This is a genomic window from Chloroflexota bacterium, assembly GCA_026389585.1.
Taxonomy (GTDB): Bacteria; Chloroflexota; Dehalococcoidia; order UBA2247; family RBG-13-53-26; genus JAPLHP01.
In genome coordinates, this window is the sequence record JAPLHP010000027.1 from 1 (window position 1) to 2729 (window position 2729).

2 protein-coding genes are annotated in these 2729 nt (G+C 52.7%); both read left to right on the forward strand.

Annotated features, from left to right (window positions below; genetic code table 11):
- Positions 1 to 358 precede the first annotated feature (358 nt).
- Entirely contained in the window at positions 359 to 1243 is an 885-nt protein-coding gene (locus tag NTZ04_02185) for a bifunctional 5,10-methylene-tetrahydrofolate dehydrogenase/5,10-methylene-tetrahydrofolate cyclohydrolase (protein ID MCX5991131.1), read from the forward strand.
- A 239-nt stretch (positions 1244 to 1482) separates the two neighbouring features.
- The gene (queA, locus tag NTZ04_02190) at positions 1483 to 2520 is read left to right on the forward strand and encodes a tRNA preQ1(34) S-adenosylmethionine ribosyltransferase-isomerase QueA (protein ID MCX5991132.1); all 1038 of its coding nucleotides are present in this window, start codon (positions 1483 to 1485) and stop codon (positions 2518 to 2520) included.
- Positions 2521 to 2729 lie beyond the last annotated feature (209 nt).

A 2729-nucleotide genomic window follows, 5' to 3' on the forward strand; every position in this document is an offset into this window, starting at 1 on the left:
CAACAGCCTCCTCCAAGCCTACGAAACCAAAAACCGGACATCAGGAGTTGATCCCCACAGAAAGCTGGACCCCCGTATGGTGACATCTTTCATGATTCAACAGGCCACCGTTGGGTTACCTTCTTAAATGAGTTGACACGACCCGGCCGCAGATGTGCGTGCTTCGCCATTCATGATATAATTTGGCACTGCTTGGGAAGAAAGTGATTGAAGCATTCCTTATTACCTGCACTCACGATCCAGGTACTGTTGATGCCACTTTACATGGCCGAATTCAAGCCACCAATCATTTGCCATCCATGATACCCATGATTGGTTTCGCCTTGAACATGAGACAAGGAAGAGGAGGTGACCCAAAATGCCGGCGCAGTTGATAAGTGGTGCCAAAATCGCTGAGGAGATCCGCGAGGAGCTGAAGGATAGGATAAGGGGCCTCATTAAGAAAGGAACAACTCCCGGGCTGGTTATAGTCAGAGTTGGAGAAGACCCGGCTTCGGTGTCCTATGTCTCCGGCAAGAGCAAGGCCTGTGAGGAACTTGGCATCTATTCAGAGACGCTGGTATTTTCTGAAAACACGGGGGAAAAGGAGCTGCTGGCAAAGATAGAGGGATTGAACAAGAACCCCGGGTTCCATGGGATACTGGTCCAACTCCCCCTGCCCAGGCATATCGATTCAAACAGGGTATTATATGCCATCAACCCACAAAAGGATGTCGATGGCCTTCATCCGGTCAATGTAGGGGAACTGCTTATTGGCGAATCCTGCCTGATACCGTGCACAGCCCATGGGGTCCAGCAACTGCTGGTTCGCAGCGGCAATAGTCCTGAAGGGAAACATGTGGTTATCTGCGGTCGGAGCAATCTTGTGGGTAAACCGCTCATGGCAATCCTGATACAGAAGAGGGATGGGGCCAATGCTACTGTAACAATGTGTCACACTGGTACCAGAGATCTTGCTGCCGTAGTCAGACAAGGGGACATTGTGGTGGCGGCCATGGGGAGCCCAAAGGCAATCACGGCAGACATGGTCAAGGAAGGTGCCGTGGTTATCGATGTCGGTGTGAACCGCATCCCGGATCCCGGTAAAAAGAGCGGCTTCCGGCTTGTGGGGGACACGGATTTCGATGCTATCAAAGAGAAAGCCAAGGCCATTACGCCGGTGCCGGGAGGGGTAGGCCCAATGACAGTGACTATGCTCATGGTGAATACTGTCCGGGCTGCCCAGATGCAGGTACGGCCTTAAAAGGTTCGGGATGCTGGCAACTTCACTGTCGTTGCGAGGCACAAGGTACCGAGGCAATCCCACTGTCATTGCGAGGCACAAGGTACCGAGGCAATCCCACTGTCATTGCGAGGAGCCGAAGGCGACGCGGCAATCTCTCGTGATTAGGTATGCGGTTGCTTTGCGTTAATCCCATTCCCACGGCCTTCCTAAGAAGGCGGAATCCAGGTGGGGGCTTGCAGTAAGAGATAAATGACCAAATGAGAACCAGCGATTTCGATTACCACCTTCCCCCTGAACTCATTGCCCAGACCCCGGTGGAACCGCGCGATCACTCTCGCCTGATGGTCCTTCACAGAAGCAGTAGCTCCATCGAGCATCGCCAATTCTTCGAGATCGTCGATCACCTCAACCCGGGCGATGTTCTGGTGCTGAACGACAGCAGGGTTATCCCTGCCCGTCTCAGGGGACAGCGTCAATCTGGGGGAATGGTAGAGATTCTCCTTCTTCGTCGTTTGGAGGCTGGCCTTTGGGAAGCACTGGTCAAACCCTCCAATAGAGTTGGCGTGGGAGAGAAGGTAGAGATTATTGGCGTGAATAAACCCGGAACGAACTCCGCCTCAGTACAGATACTGGAAAGAGGCCAAGAGGGGATGCGTACCATTCGTTTCACTGATGAAGCCATTCTGGAAGAACTGGGGGAGATTCCTCTGCCGCCCTATATTCATAATTACTCGGGCGACCCTGAGCGCTACCAGACGATCTATGCCAGGGCAAAGGGAAGCGTTGCTGCACCTACTGCGGGCCTGCATTTCACCCCGGATCTACTCCAGCATCTCAGGGAGAAGGGTGTTGAGCTTGCTTTCGTTACGCTTCACGTAGGACTGGACTCGTTTCGTCCGGTTCGAGAGGAAGAGCCTCAGCACCACCAGATACACAGGGAATATGGGGAATTGACTGAGGAAGCAGCCGGAAAGCTCATCCAGGCCAAAGCAAGGGGCCACCGCATCATCTGCGTCGGCACAACCACAGTCAGGCTGCTGGAACAGGCTGCCACAGCAAATGGAGAAGCTGAGGGATTGCAGCCTTTTCAAGGCTGGGCGACTCTCTTCATATTGCCGGGACATCGGTTCCGGATAGTAGATGGTCTGATTACCAACTTCCATCTCCCCCGCTCAACATTGCTGATGCTGGTATCTGCGTTTGCCGGCAAAGAAATCATTGATCGTGCCTACCAGGAAGCCATGGGGCTGCGCTACCGTTTCTATAGTTTTGGCGATGCTATGCTGATTATTTAGTTTCGGACAGAGCTTTAGCTCTGTCCCTACAACCGTTCCTGCAATCGAGATTCTTCGCTGCGCTCAGAAATGACATTCTCCCCGACGCAAGCGTCGGGGTATCACAGTAACCTTAGTTGGTCTTTGTGAATCTGAACATATTGAGATGCACGTCCTTGCTCTTTAACATATTTCCCGATGGCTTTTTCATTCCCGTGTTTCCCAATAGT